Consider the following 15546-nt stretch of genomic DNA (forward strand, 5'->3'; position numbering starts at 1 on the left):
GAGACCTGGCTCCCCGCCGGCATCGACGCGGCATGAATCACTTCCCGCGCCAGTCCGCCACTACCTGACCCCGCGGCGCTCCGGAATGTCCACCGTCGAGGTCGATCACAGTCCGCCGATGCTGATCAGTCCATGTAAAACCGTACGGATCCATGCTGACCCGCGCTGAGCCCTTCCAGCGCAGCGTTTTGCACGCCCGTACCAGGTCATCACCGTGGTAGGCGGCATCGAAGTGTTCGGTGCGCACAATCAGGTCGCCAGCAGCGGTGACCACCTCGACATGGACGTGTCCGAACCCGTCGTCAGAAATGCCGGCCACGGCGCGAGCCCGATGTCGTCGATCCGGCGCCGACTTCCACGGGCCTTCCGACCAGTAGCGAAGTGCCCTCGCCTCGACGTGATGTAACGCGCCGGCGAGCACGACCGGATCCCAGCCGAGCGCCCGGGCCAGCTCCAGCATCCCGTGGTGCACCACGCGAAGGCTCAGCCGGCGCGCTTGGTCGGCGGGCAACATCGCGAAACCGGTCGGCACTGCGACCCATCCATTCTCCTGAGAGCCGAGAAACCGGGCGCTGACTTCCACCATGTCCTCGAGCGGCGCGTCGAGCGCCGGCGGCGGACGCCGCGACGCGCCGGGGTCGGCGTTCAGCCGCATGATCGAGGCCCGTGCGTCCAGCGTCAGTCCCGGCAATGCCTGGCTGTACGCCTCGCAGATGCCTCTACTGATCCGGGCGAAGGCGTCCACGTCGGGGTCGTCGTTCCAGCGCCGCTCTGCGAAGCCGGTGTCCGGCCACACATGCACCTGGCGGAATTTCGGCATGAACGCACTGTAAGGAGAAAGATACTAAGCCTGAACGACCCGCGTCGGCGGGTCCTTCAGCGCCCGGACTTCTCACCTACTCTGCGGATACCGGCGGCGCAATATCGGCGGCAGAAAAGCATGCGCAGATCGAGCCGCCCCAACGGCTGCGGTACGCCGGGCAGCTGAAGTCAAAGCGCGTCGAGCAGCAGGACGTCGTCCGCTGAGTAGAAGTAGTCGTGTACGTGCTGAACCCAGTCTTCGATCGTCGGGTCCTCCGCATGCGACAGCCATTCGGAAAGGCGTGCGTGTACGTCGGTGTGCCCGTTGTCCGAGAGCCATCGCAGCGTTTCGTCCCGACCCGCTCCGAAGACTGCCTGGGCATCGAAACCGATGCCCAGGTCCATGTCACCGGTGCAGAACTTCGCCGCGTACAGGCGGAGCGAGTCGGCGGGATCACCGATCAGGAACAGCAAGTAGGCAGTCAGGTAGATCTGCTCGTACTCGTCGCTCTCGCCGTTGTCCGGACCTTCACGCCAGCCCCTTTCAAGGTCGAATATCTCCCGCAGCATCGCGTGGTAGGGACGAGGGTCGCCGACGTCCACCATCCGGAGCGCTTCCCGGCGCGAAGCCGGAGTCGACAGATCCACAGACTTGGGCACGCGTGCACGGTAGCCCAGCGCGGCTCGTCGACCCGGTGTCAGGAAGCGACCGTCGCGTGGCCGGCCACTACGGTGCGTAGCGATCGGTTCGCGGAAGATTAGTGCGTTCGGCCGCTAGGTTGCCCGCGGATCATGTCCCTCGGGGGAACGGCGGCGATACCTACCTGGAGGCAGGGTTGGGGTCGGCCCCAGTCGCAGTAGGGGTCGGGGGCGTGGTGGGTGATGATCCCTGCCTGAGAGGACACCATGCCCCGCCTCAGCGATCTAGCAGCGGAGGATTCGGGGAAGTTGCGTTGCTGGCTACGCCCGCTGCCTCCTTTCCGGGCCACAACACCGACTCGCTGTGACGGTCCGGGCTAGCGGGGCGGGGAGCCGGCGCAGGGACGGGAGCTGCGGACCGCGCCGCCGCCAGACCGCGCCGCACGGCGTCGCGTAACCGTGGACTGAAGGGCACCTCGACGAGCCGGTACACCAGCCAGGAGACGCCGAGCAGCACCGCGATCGCGCCGAAGACGACTACGACGGCGGGCAGCCCGCTGTGGAGGTAACCGTACTGGACCAGCACGTAACCGACGCGGCGGTGCAGCAGGTAGAAAGGGAACGTCAGCGCTCCCGCCACCGTCAACCACCGCCAGGTCAGCCAGTCGGTGTAGCCCAGTGCGATCAGGAGCAGGACGCCGTACGCCAGAGTCACGATGAGCAGCGCCGGCCAGATCGCGACCTCCCAGCCCGGCTGGACCACCGGTCCAAGGCTCAGGTGATACATGTTGATCAGCCACGAGAAGGCGATGATTGCCCATAGCAGCGGCGAACTGCCGTACCGGCGCATCAGGAACATGGTGACCCCGGCGACGAAATACGGCGCGGCTGCGCCGAGGGTGACCAGGGAAAACAGCGGGCTGTTGACCGCCGGGGTGATCGTCGCCGCGGTGAGCCAGGTGACGCAGAAGATCACCGTGCGTCGGTAGGTGGTGCCGGGCACCACCACGAAGGCCGCAAACAGCAGGTAGAAGCGAAGCTCGACCCAGAGGGTCCAGTACACCGGATCCACTGACGGCGCGCCGAGCGGCTCTTGGAGCATGGTGAGGTTGATGGCGACGCCGCCGAGCGTCACGGGCGGGGCGAAAGGCATGATGCCGCTGACCGGCAGGAGCACGATGACGATTGCCGACACCACGACGCACGCCCAGTAGGTCGGATAGAGCCGCGCTGCTCGGGAGGCGAAGAACTCGCCGAGGCTCCGGCCCCAGCCGCTCATGCAGATCACAAACCCGCTGATCATGAAGAAGAGCTGAACCCCGAGGATCCCATAGACGGCGTACCGGCTGAGTTCCGGCAGAAGATCGGAGGCTGGCCGGTGTCCGTCCAGCGCCCAGATGGCCGTCAGATGGAACAGCCCGACGGCTAGCGCGGCGAACAGGCGGAGAGCATCGAGCGCGGCAAGCCTGCGCCCCGGTTCCGTCGACATGGTCCCGTCTCCTCTCGAAGGACCACCAACTGGTCGGGAGCGATGATCGGCGGCGCGTCGTAACGTCCAGGTAAAGGACTTAGGCAGTTCGCAAGGCAGCCATACACCACCATGCGTCACCAGCGATCATGAACGCCAGCACGCCCGAAGCGGCAGTTGGGCGCACGGCAGAGTGCTCCGCGCAGCAGCAACACCTACGATGAGCGCTCGTGACATCCTTCATTCGCAATGTCTCATTCGACTGCTCCGATCCGTACTCCTTGGCGCAGTTCTGGAGCGAGGTGATCGGCTCGGCCGTACCTCCGGAGTACACGCCGGGCGCCGCCGAGGTAGCCATCGAGGCACCCGATGGACCTCGGTTGTATTTTCAATCTGTTCCCGAGGCCAAGACGGTGAAGAACCGTGTGCACGTCTGCCTTCAGCCAGGCGATCGCGACCGAGACGCCGAGGTCGATCGGCTGCTGGCGCTCGGCGCCAGGGTCTCGAGCGACCACCGCACACCCGATGGCGCCGGCTGGGTCGTACTGCTTGATCCGGCCGACAACGAATTCTGCATGACCTTCTCCACCGCAGGGCGATAGTCCTCACCAGTCGGACGCACTCAACTCGGCCGAAGCTCGCGTGGGCCTGAGACGAGCACACGCAGCGTGAGTGTGGGCGGCAAGCCGGGCGCGCACGATCAAACAGCAGATCCGTGTAGGGGATCATGGGCATGTGCCGTTCAATCCGCCGCCCGGCCACGCCGACCGGGATCCTCGATTCGACCCTTATCGCGAGCGGGCCGGCGCGCTCGCGAATCAAGGCGAGCCGTTCGGCATTCTCTACCTACGCTTTGACGCGTGCTGGTGGCAACTCGGTGGTCACCTCTGGTGGCGCCGCTGGTCAGCGCCGCGCGAGCAAGTCACCGGCTACCTCGTCCTGAACAATGGCGGATTCGACGACTTCGTGGAGGACGCGGACACCGTGCTCGAAGAGCTGGAGGACTGTCAGCGCGGCCTGTTCCGCTACCGCGGCATGCTCCTCACCGTCGAGTGGCTCGACGACGAGGGCTCTCGCCGAGCACGTACGGGTACCTTCGGACTCGACCCGAATCAATGACCCGAGCGGCGGTTCGTCGGCAACCGGCACGCAGATCGCGGCAGTTGAGTGTCATGTGATGGCTATTGTCTTCGCTTCTCATCAGCCCAATTTGCGCCAGGAGTTGACAAGGCGGACGCATAGCCAAATGATCGAAGCGGTGATGATCAAGACGACCACAGAGACTACGCCGAAGCAGGCCAAAACAGGATCGTAGGGCTTCCCTGGAGACACTCCAGAAACGACCTGCCAAGCGGGTGCAGCTAGCGCGGCAGCAAAAAGCGCTGTCGCGAAGGCCAGTGGAATGGCGCGAACGAAGAGTAGTCTTTTAAGAAGTTTTCGGTGCCGCTTCTTCTCGGTGCTAGTAAGTATGTTGTCCAGTTCTAGAGCTTTGCTAAATTCCAAATACCAGGTTGTGTAAAGCACGCCGATGCAGGTGGCGATCAAGGATGACGCACTTAGAAGGTCTGCGGTCACCATCTTCGCCATATCTGCTCCAACTATGACAGGGCCATGAGCGCTGTATATGTATCCTTGGGGATCTTGTAGATCGAGGCTGTTCCTGGAACAAGGGAAACCTTACGCAGGTTTTCACCCAGTTCGGAGATCTCGTCGTTCATCGCTTCAACCAGGTATCCCGTGGGTATGGGCAAAACAGCCCCATCATCACTGACGGATACATCTCCGATCAAGGTCTTCGTCGCCGAGCGCGTGTTCGGCCGCAGCTCCTCCCGATACTTCTTCAAGACCGTAGACAGCAGTACCCGCCCTTGAGACGCGGACATCCTAAATATGAAAGCGACAGCTTCGGCTGCGGGGACGGCATTTGGGTAGGCGTGCTTGATGATGAGATACAGTCGGAACTCTCGCACGGCGCTGATGGTATTTAGAGCATACTTGCCGCTCAGCATATTCGCGTATTCTTCAGATGCGGCCTCAGAGAGGGCGGTGCGGAGCCGGTCAACGTCGGTGGCGGCGCAATGTAGGACCCGCTGCATTTCCGACTTGGAGATGTTAGCTAGCGTCACCTTCGATCGAGCCTTCCGGGAATCGCGATTTTGCGGCAGTCTACCGCACAGCTATCCGATCCGCCGGATTTCTTAAGAAGAGCTGTATCTCCGCGGCCAAACCGGGAAAACGACGTGCGCGCAGCCCTTGCTGGCTCCTGCCTCCAACAGAGCCGTCGGCGCACTACTTTCGGCAGATCCGCGCGCTCGCGCTTCGAGCGACCTCATGATCGTTTGCACGCAGGGCGAGTGGGCGTGGCGGATGACCGGCAGCGCCAGCGGGGGTCAGGATCTGCTAGTGGCGCCGGTTCTCACGTTTCCACTGCCAGGACAGCTGAGTCGGCCGTGGTCTTCTGAGCACGGCTGCCTCGCTTAGAGTGGCGGACGATGCGGTTCAGGTTGTCGTTGGAGACAAGGCGACTCGCTGAGTGTCGGTGACGATGAAGCGTCAATCGATGGCGAGCGGGAGACGATCGGGTCGGATGACGATGGTGCTGACGGTTCCGTTGCCCCAGACGGTGGTGTTCATCATCGCCTTGTGGTCGACGGAGAGCATCGAGAACTCCGGCACGAACCGATCGGTGAAACCCCTCCGAAACCGCTGCGCAGGGCGGTTGAGTTGCTTCCGGCCGGATCCCATTGGTCCGACAGTCGGACCTTGACCCAGGCGTATTCGGGTGAAACCTCGTCAGGATCGCTGTAGTCGACGCTGAGAAGGCACTCCCGACGACTGTCGAGGACGCCGTATTCGGTTGCCATGTGCAGCCAGTCGGCGTTGACCTTCGCTGGCATCTCGGGGTCGTCGACGTCGGTCGCCTCGTCCGAGTCGAACCTTCCGTGCTCTGGTCCGCAACTGGCCGGTGAACGGTAGGGCGGTGGGGACGGCAGCGGCAGGCTGACCTCTTCGGTGATCCTTTCCAGGAACTCAAGCCCGGCCGGAACGAGCTCCGCTTCGACGACTGCATCGGTGAGTGGCACGAGCGGGGTGATAGCCGAGCGCTGATCAGGTCAATGGCGCGCGAGGCGAGGGTGCAAGGGCATCTGCGGTGGAATGCAAGACGATGACGCCGTCCAGGAAGTCGTCGAACTGTGCGATGCGCCGCCAGGGGGTGCACGGCGAACGAGTCGTAGCTCGTGAAGATTGCGGTGAACACGATTCCGCGAATCTGTCGTACCCTCGACCTACGGTGGTGCCTGAGCGCACGCGACATAAGGCCCCATCGCCGCAGGTCGCAGGCTCTCCGGAGTGCGTTGACCTGGGGAAATGACGGAACCCCCGCCGCTTCTGCTTGCCAAGCGTCGCGCGGCGAGGGCCCGTTCCTGCTGGTGCGCTTCCGGGCGCTGGGGATGGCAGTCCCTAGCCTCGGAAGACGCCCACGAGGTCGCAGTACGTACTCAGCACCGCCAACGCGAGCAGCAGCCAGGTGTAGTCCTGCTGCCCGTTCGGGTCGTCCGGGTCGTACTCGTTCCCTTCGTGAGGCACCTCATCACCTCCTTTCCCGGTTTCGAAGGTTCGTACGACGCCCTTCGCTCACCGGGAGAGGTGACTTCGACATTGGAGCACACGGGGCCTACGGAACCGCCGCACCGGCACCCCGAAAGGGTGGGGGTCGGGGTGGCTGGGGGCGACCACCAGCCCTACGGTTCCGCGCCCCGGGGACACTGCACCCGGCCACGTTTGCCGAGCTCACTGGGCTGCGCTGAACGGGCTGAGGGCTGCTGGAGCGGATTGCCCGTTGGTCCTGTGGCCGTGCCGGTGCCACTGGATGACGGCTGCCGCGAAGTCCTCGTTCACCGGGTTGACCAGCTGCTGGGTCGACGAGAAAGAACTCATCCGGGCCGTCGGTGTAGAACAACGTGCCCATGTCGCCGTCCGATCGGTTCACCCAGACCTGATGGTCAAAGGGACGGCGACACTTCCCCGCACTTTTGCTGCCGGCAGGGTTGGGTCTCAGCTCGGCGGATTGAGGGCCGCGACGCATCGTCTCGGCTGAGCACTGCAGCCCCCGCCTGAGCCGGGGATGATGGCATAGTGCGGCGGCGTGAGCAGAAGCGATAGCGACGAGGCCTACGTCATCGATCTTTGCGACGCTGTGCTGGGCGAAGAGGCGGCGCGCCAGCACCGGTTCGAGTGGCTGCTCGGCGATCCGGCACCCACGGGACGACAGGCGAAGCTGCCCGTTGACGCCTACTGGGCTGGTCATGGGATTGTCGTTGAGTACCGTGAACGGCAACATGACCAGCCGGTGCCGCACTTCGACAAGCCCGACAGGCTGACGGTGAGCGGGGTCCACCGCGGCAAGCAAAGAGCCTTGTATGACGCTCGGCGTGCCGCGGAGATCCCCGCCCACGGGCTTCGCCTCGTGGTGATTCGGCCCCGTGATCTCGATGCGGATGGGCGAGGTCGCCTACGTCGCAATGCCACCGTCGATCGCGAGGTTCTCCGCACGATGCTTCTCGAAGACCCTGGCTCGACTACGGTGAATGCGGCCAAGACTCGCGGAGATTGAGGATCTCGCTCTGTGTGCGCGACCGCCTGGGGCTACAGCGGCCAGCGAATGCGGGCGGAGGCCAGTCCTTCGGCGCGTAGATAGAATTCGACGGGGCGCCAGTCGGGGGAGAATCTTTCGGGGGTGCCGGGGGTGAAGTCCGCGGTTACCTGCCACCACGGTTCATCGTGGTAGGGCAGGAGAGCGTTGACCGAAACAATGTGGACGAGTACGGGCCCGATGCCGTATCGGTAGTTCTCTTCGGGTAGGGCGTACACCTCGCCGGGTTGTGGTGGTGTGTGGGCTGTCCCGTCCATGTTCACCACCGCCGGATCAGGTCGCAGAGGCGGGCAAGGTCTTCCGTCGTGAGCTCGCTGGCGTGCGCAAAGTCGGGCGAGGGGACCGTCGCCTGGCCGACAAACCTTGGCGGAGCAGCCGCAGGCGGAGCAGCCGCAGGCGGAGCAGCCGCAGGCGGAGCAGCCGCAGGTGGAGCCACGCCGAACTTAGGCAGCGTTGCACCGGGTACGCGTTGCGGCAACGTCGGATGGCTAATCATGGCTCCTCCGTCCTGATGTCGCGAGTGGGTTGCAGGCCCGGTCGGAGCAGGTGAGCGCCGAGCCGCAAGTCGCGCACCACTGCTGTTTCAGGCGGAACGTCAGAAGTCCGGCCAGAAAGCCGATCGTGAGTCCCGCCAGTACCGCGATTACCAGCATTTCTCCCGCCTCTATTAAAAGATCATGACGGATTCTGGAGAAGATCATTCCCGTCGCGTCTACGGTCAGCCTGCCGACCGGTCTACCGTGGAGGCAATATTCCGCGGTAAGAAATCCGTCTAGGTCTTGCCTGGACGCATGATCGACCGGAATTGTTTGCAGGGCGGAAGGAAAGCTCTTCCGTGTTGCGCGGTCGGCGCAGGCCAGAGGGAGGAAGATGACTGTGGACAGCGAGCCCGGCTCGACGGTTCCCCGGCGGCAACTGGGGAGATATCTCCGCCAGCTCCGCGAGGAGAGCGGATTGACGGTGAAGGCCGCCGCCGATGTCCTCGAGTGCTCGTTCCAGAAGGTGTGGCGGATCGAGAAGGGAGCCGTCCCGGTCCGCAGTCCCGACGTCCGGCTGCTGTGCCAGGCTTACCAGGCCACACCCGAGATGACAGAAGCTCTCGCCGGGCTCGCCAGAGAGACGAAGTCGAAGGGCTGGTGGCAGTCCTACGGCGACGCCGTGCCCGACTGGTTCGAGCTGTATGTGGGCCTCGAAGGAGCGGCAAGTCGGCTCCGCAAGTTCGAGCCCTCGATCATTCCCGGCCTGCTGCAGGCGCGCGCCTATATGGAGGCGGTCATCCTGGCTGATCAGCCGGACATGACCGACCCTGACCTGCAAAGTCGGATCGCGATGAGAACGGAGCGCCAGGGTCTCCTTTCCCGACACTTCCCGCCTCCGCCGAGCCTCGAAGTGATCGTGGACGAGGGCGCTCTGCGACGGTCCCCGACGGTTCCAGGCGCGATGCAACAGCAGCTCTGGCATCTGTTGAAGGCGAATGAGCTTCCACACCTGTCCGTCCGCGTGCTCCCGCTCACCATTGGCCCGCATCGCGCCTCGGTGTCCGGAGCGTTCACGATTCTTGACTTTCCCTCGAGCGACACGGAGAAGGGGGAGCCCTCCACGATCTACTCTGAGTCACTGACGGGCGCGCTCTATCTCGACAAGCCCAAAGAGATCCAACGATATGATGAAGTCTGGTCCGACCTGTCGGATCGAGCCCTGACCAAGGGAGAATCACAAAAGATGATCACAGTGATCATTGGGGAGATGAACAACAATGAGTGACTTTACCGGTGCTGCTTGGCGCAAGAGCACCCGCAGCGGTGCCAATGGTGACTGTGTTGAGGTGGCCGACAACCTGCCCGGCGTCGTCGGAGTTCGGGACTCCAAGAATCCGGCCGGCCCGGCACTGGCTTTCGCGCCTGCAACCTGGTCCACGTTCGTCGTGGACGTCAAGGCGGGATCGTTCGATCGGTAGGTCCCACGCGCAAGACCCCGGCACGGATCTCCTTCCGTGTCGGGGCGGGGCTTGACCTGAAGCCCGGTCGAGGTTGCAGCATGGCCGGATGGCAGAGACAGACGCAGCGCGGCGGGCGCTGGAGGAGCAGCAGACCGTGGAGATCACCACGGTCGGGCGCCGCAGCGGCGTGCCGCGCCGTATCGAGACCTGGCGGTATCGGGCGGCGGGCACGTTCTGGCTGACCGGCAGCCCCGGCAGGCGGGACTGGTACGCCAACCTGGTCGCCCACCCCGAGTTCACCCTGCATCTCAAGGCGCTGGATCTGCGGGTCCGCGGCCGCCTCGTCACCGACCCCGACGAGCGGGCACGGGTGTTTGCGGAGATCGTGCCGGAGCTGAGTTGGGCCGGCACCACGCAGAGTTGGATCGACGGCAGCCCGCTGGTGGAGATCGAGCTGAATTGATCCTGTTCAAGGCGCGTGGGAGTGGCTAGCCTCGCGGGGGTGAACATCGGATGGCGTCGATGGTTGTCTGCCGGCCTCGTGGGGCTGCTCGCCGTGATGGCGCTGCCGCCAGTGACGGCGCAGGCGCATGGCGGGCTTGCTGTCAGCGTGCCGGCGCAGGGCGCGACGGTTTCCGCGCCCGTGGAGTCGTTGACGTTGACGTTCACCGAGAAGCCAGCGTCGAGCGCGACGTTCACGGTGACGGCGCCGACCGGGGAACGGGTCGACGGGGGCTGGTCGCATGGCACGCCGGCGCCGTTGACCAAGCCGGTGCGCGAGTATCAGCTGACGAACGGCGTGTGGGAGCCCATGCTGTACGCCACCGGCTTCCCGGTCGCCGTCACAGTGGAGCAGTGGCCGGCGTCCGGGACCTATGTGGTGCGCTACCAGTCGATCGCCTCGGACGGTGACGAGGTGGACGGCGAGGTCAGCTTCACCTACACCGGCCCGGCGACGGTGAAGCACGCTCCCGGCCGCGGCGTGTGGGTGTGGCTGGTGCCGCTGCTGGTGGCCGTGGCCGGAGTGCTGATCTATGTGCTGGTGCGGAAGCGTCCGGTGGCCCGCGAGGGATAGGTCACGCTGGGGAACCAGCGGGGCTCGCGGAGCGACTGCGGGGGCATGCGTAATGCGGTGAAAACGGTGGCCGCGGCGACGAGTGCGGCCGCAGTGGTGCTGGTCGTGGCGTTGCTGGGTGGCGGTGCAGTGGATGACGCGGCGCTGCCGGGGATCGCCGGCGCGGGGATGTTCACCGAGTGGGGGTTACCGACCGTCACGTTGGTGACCACTGTGCTCGGCATTCTGACGGTCGGCACGGCGGTGACGGCGGCGTTTCTGCTGCCGGGCGACGGACCGTCCGTGGCGGCGCACGGGTGGCTGCTGCTGCGCCGGGCGACGTGGCTGGCGCTGGGGTGGGCCGGGGGCGCCGCCGCGACGCTGGTGTTGACGGTCAGCGACGTGCTCGGCACGCCGGTCCCTCAGCTCAGCGCGCAGTCGGTGGCGAGCTTCGCCGCGTCGATCACGCAGGGTCAGGCGCTGCTGCTGCAGGCGGCTCTGGCCGTCCTCATAGCGCTCATGACCCGGGGTGGGGTTTCTCGGGGGTTGGCGGCGGTCGTGGCAGGGTTGTCGCTGGTGGCGCTGCTGCCGCCGGCGTTCACCGGGCATTCGGCCGGGGCCGGCGACCATCAGGTCGCGGTCACCAGCCTGTCGCTGCATATCCTCGCGGCGTCACTCTGGGTGGGTGGTCTCGCCGGCCTGCTTCAGGTACGCCGGCAGCACCGTTTCGCCGACACGGCCCAGCGGTACAGCCGGCTCGCCCTGGCCTGCTTCGTCGCGACGGCCATCAGTGGGGCGATCAACGCGGCGGTTCGGCTCGGCGACTGGTCGGCCCTCTTCTCTTCCGCGTACGGAATGCTGGTGTGGGGTAAAGCGCTCGCGCTGCTCGTGGTCGGCGGGCTCGGGTGGGTGCACCGCCGTCGGACGCTGCCCGCGTTGCGGGCCGGCGCGCCGGGGGCGTTTCTGCGGCTGTGCGTCGGGGAGCTGGTGGTGCTCGGCGCTGCGATGGGGTTGTCCGTTGCCCTGTCGCGCAGTCCGACGCCGGTGCCGGAGACGGTGGCCGAGCCGGATCCGCTGGTGGAACTGCTGGGGTTCGCGCAGCCCGGCCCGGTCACCGCGGCCCGGCTGTTGGGCGATCCGCTGCCGGACATGTTCTTCCTGACGCTCGTCGTAGTCGGCATTGCCGCCTATCTGGTCGGGGTTCTGCGGTTGCGTCAGGCGGGGCATCCCTGGCCCGCCGCGCGTACCGCCTCCTGGGTGGCCGGGCTGCTGCTCCTCGGCGCCGTCACCTGCCTCGGCGTGGCCAAGTACGCGTACGTCCTGTTCAGCGTCCACATGGTGCAACACATGGTGCTGTCGATGGCCGTACCCATCCTGTTGGTGGGTGGCGCCCCGGTGACCTTGGCGTTGCGCGCCCTGCGCCGCCCGACGGATCCGCAGGTGCGCGGCGCGCGGCAGTGGCTGGTGGTGCTCCTGCACAGCGGGTTCTTCCGGGTGGTCAGCCATCCGCTGGTGGCGCTCGGGATCTACGTGCTGAGCCTGTACGGGCTCTACCTGAGCGACCTGCTGGGCACGCTCATGCGCTCGCACGTGGGGCACCTGGTCATGCTCGTGCACTTCGTGCTGGCCGGTTACCTGCTGTTCTGGGTGCTGATCGGCATCGACCCGGGCCGCCGCCGGATCCATCCCGCGCTGCTGGCGATCGTGCACTTCCTGGCGATGGTGGCGCATGCGTTCTTCGGCTTCGTGCTGTTGCAGTCCACCACGGTCATCGCCGCTGACTGGTACACCGCTGTGCATCCGGAGTGGGCCGCGTCGCTGCTTGCCGACCAGCAGTTGGGTGCGAGCCTGGCCTGGGCGTTCGGGGAGCTGCCGGCGGCGATCGTCATGCTGTTGCTGGTCCGGCAGTGGATCCGCGCCGACGAGCGGGAGCAGGCCCGCGTGGATCGGGCCGCCGACCGCGCCGAAGCGTCGGGGGAGGAGGACGAGTTGGCCCGCTACAACGCCATGCTCGCCGCTGCGGCCCGCCAGGAGCTGTGACCTCGGCCCCGGTCGGAACTTCCGCCGCGTGCGGTACGACAAACGCAGCGCAGACCCCACGATCAGAACGGACATCATGCGAAACAGCACCACCCGGCGGTCCCTCGTCGCGATCCCGGCACGCCTGCCACCTCTGGCGGGCCGGATCCTGGTGTCGGTGCTCGCGGCGGGTACGGTGCTCGTGCCCGGTTCGCCGGCCTGGGCCCATGCCCAGTTGGTCGGCGCGGATCCGGCGCAGCAGAGCACCCTGGCCGAGGCGCCGGCCGCGGTGACGCTCACCTTCAACGAGCGGCTCAACGCCGACTTCACCACCATCGTGCTCAGCGACGCGGCGAAGCGTGCCGTGCCCACCTCCGCCGCGGTGGTCGACGGCGCCAAGGGCACGGTGACCCTGACGGGAGCTCCAGCGAACGGCGCGTACACCGTGGCCTACCGGATCGTGTCGGTGGACGGGCACGCGGTGCAGGGCTCCTACTCCTTCACCGTGGCCGACCCGGCACTGCCCGCCGCCGCGCCGTCAGCGGTGGCGGGGCCGGTCGACCAGCCGGCCGATTCCGGCGGGCTGCCGACCGGGGTGCTGATCGGCCTGGGTGCGGTCGGCGTCCTGCTGGCCGGCCTTGCCGCGGTTTTCTATCGTCCCGCCCGGCGGCGGAGCAAGGTGCGCTGACCAGGCCGCTTGCCGCCCTTCGGCGTCCGTCTCGCGCGTGACCACCTTGACCGAACGGCCGCAGGTGCGTCCGGTCGGGTCTAGCGTCAGGTGCGATGCCGTGCCGCCGCTCGGGGGCGGCCGGGTCCTGCCAGCGTCGGCGCGAGGGGGGTCTGTGGTGGACGCGGAGTCCGAAGCCGGATCGGGACACCACGCGGGTGGGCCGGTGCGGGCCGCCGTGGTCGTCGGGGCGCTCGGCGTCGTCTTCGGCGACATCGGCACCAGCCCGATCTACACCCTGCAGACCGTCTTCAACCCCGAGGACCCGCACCCCGTGCCGGTCAGCACCGGCAACGTCTACGGGGTCGTCTCGCTGATCTTCTGGTCCGTGATGATCATCGTGACCCTCACGTACGTCAGCCTCGTCATGCGGGTGAGCAACGACGGCGAGGGTGGCGTGATGGCGCTGATCGCGATGTTGCGTCGGTGGGGTGGTGCCGACAAGCGGCGGATCGCCGGGATGCTCGCCCTGGCCGGGCTGTTCGGCGCGGCGCTGTTCTTCGGCGACAGCATGATCACACCAGCCATCTCGGTGCTGTCCGCCGTGGAGGGCATCAAGATCGTCCAGCCCGGGCTGCATGATCTGGTCGTACCGCTCACCGCGGTGATCATCGTCCTGCTGTTCAGCTTCCAGCGCCGGGGCACCGCCGCGGTGGGGCGGCTGTTCGGGCCGATCATGATCGCGTGGTTCGTCGCCATCGGCACCCTTGGGGTCGTCGGCATCGGCCACCACCCCCAGATTCTGCGCGCGCTGTCGCCCACGTACGCGATCGGTTTCCTGTCCGGGCACTTCGCGATCGCCTTCTTCTCGCTCGCGGCGATCGTGCTCGCGGTGACCGGCGCCGAAGCGCTCTACGCCGACATGGGCCACTTCGGACGGCGGGCGATCACCCGGGGCTGGTTGCTGCTGGTGCTGCCCGCCTGCGTGCTCAGCTACCTGGGCCAGGGCGCCCTGATCCTCGAGGACCGGTCCGCGGTCAGCAGTCCGTTCTTCCTGCTCGCGCCGGGCTGGGCGCGGTTGCCGATGGTGCTGCTCGCCACTGCGGCCACGGTGATCGCCGCCCAGGCGGTCATCACCGGCGCCTACTCGGTCGCCAACCAGGCCGCGCAGCTGGGCTACCTGCCCCGCGTCCGGATCGCGCACACCTCGGAGTCCGAGATCGGGCAGATCTACGTGCCGTGGATCAACTGGCTGCTGATGATCTCGGTGCTCACCCTGGTCTTCGCCTTCCGCAGCTCGGCCGCGCTCGCCTACGCCTACGGCATGGCCGTGGTCGCCACCATCACCATCACCGCCACGCTGTTCTTCTATCTCGCGCGCAAACGCTGGCGGGCACCGAAATGGCTGATCGTCGCCGGCGCGAGTGTCCTGATCAGCCTCGACCTGCTGTTCCTCGCCGCGAACCTCACCAAGATCGCGCACGGCGCCTGGCTGCCGCTGCTCATCGGCCTCACCGCCTTCACCGTCATGACCACCTGGCAACGCGGGCGGCAACTCGTCACCCGCGAACGGGCCCGTGCCGAAGGCTCGCTGCGGACCTTCATCGACCAGCTGCGCGACCGGAAGCCACCCCTGACCCGAGTGCCCGGCACTGCCGTCTTCCTCAACCGCGGCAAGCAGACCGCGCCGCTGGCGCTGCGCGCCAACGTCGACCACAACCACGCCCTGCACCAGCAGATCCTGATCGTCTCCGTCGAGACCAGCCCCGTGCCCCACCTGCGCGGCGCCCGCCGGATCCAGGTCGACGACCTCGGGTACGCCGGCGACGGCATCATCTACGTCACCGTCCGGTTCGGTTACATGGACACCCCGGACGTGCCGTCGGCGCTGCGGCTGCTCAAACCGGCGCAGACCGAAGGGTCGATCTCGCTGGACAAGGCGTCGTACTACCTCTCGAAAATCGAGCTCACCCGGGGCTCCGCGCCGACCATGGCGCAGTGGCGTAAACGGCTGTTCATCGCGACGTCGTACATCACGGCGGACGCCGCGGAGTTCCTCGGGCTGCCCCGCGACCGTACGGTGATCATGGGGTCCCGGATCGAAGTCTGAGTCAGGTCACCGGCCAACCGAGCGTTGCGGCCAGCACCCCGAACCCACCGACCGCCTCGCCCGTCTTGTGCGTCGTTTTGGCGCGGCTCCGCCGTGCGGGTGACGTCACGACGGTATTGGCGAAGGACACCACGCATGATCGTTACCGTCGGGCCCGAGGGGCGGGTGCCAGCGGAACGGATTCTCCACGCGGCC

Annotated in this window: 19 protein-coding genes; 10 read left to right on the forward strand and 9 right to left on the reverse strand. The window is 66.5% G+C overall.

The genetic code is table 11. The annotated features are described in order from the left end of the window. Positions 1-37 precede the first annotated feature (37 nt). The 3 genes from ACIA1L_RS25740 to ACIA1L_RS25750 form a co-directional block, all read right to left on the reverse strand. The gene (locus tag ACIA1L_RS25740; protein ID WP_396075481.1) at positions 38-745 is read right to left on the reverse strand and encodes a hypothetical protein; all 708 of its coding nucleotides are present in this window, start codon (positions 743-745) and stop codon (positions 38-40) included. Between the two features lie 245 nt (positions 746-990). After that, a complete protein-coding gene (locus tag ACIA1L_RS25745) occupies positions 991-1461 on the reverse strand; it encodes a hypothetical protein (protein ID WP_396075482.1) in 471 nt (156 codons plus the stop codon). A 256-nt stretch (positions 1462-1717) separates the two neighbouring features. Continuing rightward, on the reverse strand, positions 1718-2929 hold the full coding sequence (locus ACIA1L_RS25750; protein ID WP_396075483.1) for an acyltransferase family protein: 1212 nt from the start codon (positions 2927-2929) through the stop codon (positions 1718-1720). A gap of 209 nt (positions 2930-3138) precedes the next feature. Here ACIA1L_RS25750 and ACIA1L_RS25755 point away from each other — a divergent pair, with 209 nt between their 5' ends. Both ACIA1L_RS25755 and ACIA1L_RS25760 read left to right on the forward strand, forming a co-directional pair. Further along, entirely contained in the window at positions 3139-3510 is a 372-nt protein-coding gene (locus ACIA1L_RS25755; protein WP_396075484.1) for a VOC family protein, read from the forward strand. A gap of 133 nt (positions 3511-3643) precedes the next feature. Beyond that, a complete protein-coding gene (locus tag ACIA1L_RS25760; RefSeq protein ID WP_396075485.1) occupies positions 3644-4027 on the forward strand; it encodes a hypothetical protein in 384 nt (127 codons plus the stop codon). 81 nt (positions 4028-4108) lie between these two features. Here ACIA1L_RS25760 and ACIA1L_RS25765 read toward each other — a convergent pair whose 3' ends face one another. The 5 genes from ACIA1L_RS25765 to ACIA1L_RS25785 all read right to left on the reverse strand — a co-directional run bounded on the left by ACIA1L_RS25765 (position 4109) and on the right by ACIA1L_RS25785 (position 6847). Further along, positions 4109-4495: a hypothetical protein gene (locus ACIA1L_RS25765; protein ID WP_396075486.1), complete on the reverse strand. Its 387-nt coding sequence runs from the start codon at positions 4493-4495 to the stop codon at positions 4109-4111. 11 nt (positions 4496-4506) lie between these two features. Continuing rightward, positions 4507-5004, reverse strand: a complete 498-nt coding sequence (locus tag ACIA1L_RS25770) for a hypothetical protein (RefSeq protein ID WP_396075487.1) — start codon at positions 5002-5004, stop codon at positions 4507-4509. 537 nt (positions 5005-5541) lie between these two features. Further along, on the reverse strand, positions 5542-5991 hold the full coding sequence (locus ACIA1L_RS25775) for a hypothetical protein (protein ID WP_396075488.1): 450 nt from the start codon (positions 5989-5991) through the stop codon (positions 5542-5544). A gap of 379 nt (positions 5992-6370) precedes the next feature. Beyond that, on the reverse strand, positions 6371-6496 hold the full coding sequence (locus ACIA1L_RS25780; protein WP_396075489.1) for a hypothetical protein: 126 nt from the start codon (positions 6494-6496) through the stop codon (positions 6371-6373). Positions 6497-6700: 204 nt separating this feature from the next. Further along, positions 6701-6847: a hypothetical protein gene (locus ACIA1L_RS25785; protein ID WP_396075490.1), complete on the reverse strand. Its 147-nt coding sequence runs from the start codon at positions 6845-6847 to the stop codon at positions 6701-6703. A gap of 208 nt (positions 6848-7055) precedes the next feature. Between ACIA1L_RS25785 and ACIA1L_RS25790 the strand changes: the two genes are divergently transcribed. Beyond that, positions 7056-7523, forward strand: a complete 468-nt coding sequence (locus ACIA1L_RS25790; protein ID WP_396075491.1) for a hypothetical protein — start codon at positions 7056-7058, stop codon at positions 7521-7523. Between the two features lie 32 nt (positions 7524-7555). Here ACIA1L_RS25790 and ACIA1L_RS25795 read toward each other — a convergent pair whose 3' ends face one another. Beyond that, positions 7556-7819, reverse strand: coding sequence for a hypothetical protein (locus ACIA1L_RS25795; RefSeq protein WP_396075492.1), 264 nt, complete (start codon positions 7817-7819; stop codon positions 7556-7558). A 613-nt stretch (positions 7820-8432) separates the two neighbouring features. Between ACIA1L_RS25795 and ACIA1L_RS25800 the strand changes: the two genes are divergently transcribed. From ACIA1L_RS25800 to ACIA1L_RS25830, 7 genes are all read left to right on the forward strand, one after another. Beyond that, positions 8433-9326 carry a helix-turn-helix domain-containing protein gene (locus ACIA1L_RS25800; RefSeq protein ID WP_396075493.1) on the forward strand — a complete coding sequence of 298 codons (894 nt, stop codon included), beginning with the start codon at positions 8433-8435 and terminating at the stop codon, positions 9324-9326. Then, positions 9319-9519: a DUF397 domain-containing protein gene (locus ACIA1L_RS25805; RefSeq protein ID WP_396075494.1), complete on the forward strand. Its 201-nt coding sequence runs from the start codon at positions 9319-9321 to the stop codon at positions 9517-9519. Before ACIA1L_RS25800 ends, ACIA1L_RS25805 begins: the two co-directional genes overlap by 8 nt. Before the next feature lie 88 nt (positions 9520-9607). After that, a complete protein-coding gene (locus ACIA1L_RS25810) occupies positions 9608-9964 on the forward strand; it encodes a nitroreductase/quinone reductase family protein (protein WP_396075495.1) in 357 nt (118 codons plus the stop codon). 39 nt (positions 9965-10003) lie between these two features. Next, positions 10004-10576: a copper resistance protein CopC gene (locus ACIA1L_RS25815; RefSeq protein WP_396075496.1), complete on the forward strand. Its 573-nt coding sequence runs from the start codon at positions 10004-10006 to the stop codon at positions 10574-10576. Between the two features lie 45 nt (positions 10577-10621). Continuing rightward, a complete protein-coding gene (locus ACIA1L_RS25820) occupies positions 10622-12595 on the forward strand; it encodes a cytochrome c oxidase assembly protein (RefSeq protein WP_396075497.1) in 1974 nt (657 codons plus the stop codon). A gap of 76 nt (positions 12596-12671) precedes the next feature. Next, positions 12672-13262 carry a copper resistance protein CopC gene (locus tag ACIA1L_RS25825; protein WP_396075498.1) on the forward strand — a complete coding sequence of 197 codons (591 nt, stop codon included), beginning with the start codon at positions 12672-12674 and terminating at the stop codon, positions 13260-13262. Between the two features lie 157 nt (positions 13263-13419). After that, positions 13420-15351: a potassium transporter Kup gene (locus tag ACIA1L_RS25830; protein ID WP_396075499.1), complete on the forward strand. Its 1932-nt coding sequence runs from the start codon at positions 13420-13422 to the stop codon at positions 15349-15351. Positions 15352-15546 lie beyond the last annotated feature (195 nt).

Origin of the sequence: Actinoplanes sp. NPDC051859 (assembly GCF_044452725.1) — a bacterium.
Taxonomy (GTDB): domain Bacteria; phylum Actinomycetota; class Actinomycetes; order Mycobacteriales; family Micromonosporaceae; genus Actinoplanes.

Excerpts from the sequence above, each read along its gene's own strand:
- ACIA1L_RS25750 (WP_396075483.1), bottom strand. The coding sequence starts at position 2,929 with ATGTCGACGGAACCGGGGCGCAGGCTTGCCGCGCTCGATGCTCTCCGC.
- ACIA1L_RS25765 (WP_396075486.1), bottom strand. The coding sequence starts at position 4,495 with ATGGCGAAGATGGTGACCGCAGACCTTCTAAGTGCGTCATCCTTGATC.
- ACIA1L_RS25770 (WP_396075487.1), bottom strand. The coding sequence starts at position 5,004 with ATGCAGCGGGTCCTACATTGCGCCGCCACCGACGTTGACCGGCTCCGC.
- ACIA1L_RS25785 (WP_396075490.1), bottom strand. The coding sequence starts at position 6,847 with ATGAGTTCTTTCTCGTCGACCCAGCAGCTGGTCAACCCGGTGAACGAG.
- ACIA1L_RS25795 (WP_396075492.1), bottom strand. The coding sequence starts at position 7,819 with ATGGACGGGACAGCCCACACACCACCACAACCCGGCGAGGTGTACGCC.
- ACIA1L_RS25800 (WP_396075493.1), top strand. The coding sequence starts at position 8,433 with ATGACTGTGGACAGCGAGCCCGGCTCGACGGTTCCCCGGCGGCAACTG.
- ACIA1L_RS25805 (WP_396075494.1), top strand. The coding sequence starts at position 9,319 with ATGAGTGACTTTACCGGTGCTGCTTGGCGCAAGAGCACCCGCAGCGGT.
- ACIA1L_RS25810 (WP_396075495.1), top strand. The coding sequence starts at position 9,608 with ATGGCAGAGACAGACGCAGCGCGGCGGGCGCTGGAGGAGCAGCAGACC.
- ACIA1L_RS25820 (WP_396075497.1), top strand. The coding sequence starts at position 10,622 with ATGCGTAATGCGGTGAAAACGGTGGCCGCGGCGACGAGTGCGGCCGCA.
- ACIA1L_RS25825 (WP_396075498.1), top strand. The coding sequence starts at position 12,672 with ATGCGAAACAGCACCACCCGGCGGTCCCTCGTCGCGATCCCGGCACGC.